Annotated in this window: 1 pseudogene; it reads left to right on the forward strand. The window is 73.1% G+C overall.

What is annotated here, in order from left to right:
• Window positions 1-491: pseudogene (locus ACZY1I_RS32195) on the forward strand (hypothetical protein); the annotation flags it as partial.

Genomic DNA, 491 nt, shown 5'->3' on the forward strand with positions numbered 1-491 from the left:
GCTGGTGGCGCTGGCGGTAACGGCGGAACGGGGGCTATCGGCGGGTTGGGCTTCACCGTGACAACTCAGGGCAATCCGGGCGGCAACGGCGGTAACGGCGGGGCTGGTGGTAACGCCGGTTCTGGTGGGGCGGCCGGTACCGGTGGCGTGGGCAGCACTTCCGGCGCTGCCGGTACTGGCGGCACCGGTGGTGCCGGCGGTAACGGTGGTGGCGGCGCGATCGGCACCGCAGGGGGACCCCTCGTCAATGGCGGGCCGGGTGGCGCTGGGGGTAACGCCGGTAACGGTGGCGTGGGCGGAAACAGTGACACCGGCGGGGTCAACGGCAGTGGTGGTGCCGGTGGTGCCGCGGGTACCGGCGGTAACGGTGGCGCGGGCTGGAATTCCACCATCCTGGGCGCTCCCGGCAGTAACGGTGGTGTCGGCGGTAACGGCGGGACCGCCGGAAACGGGGGTGCCGCCGGAACTGGCGGCACCGGTGGCACCGCGGG

The organism is Mycobacterium sp. IDUB_37, assembly GCF_055419245.1.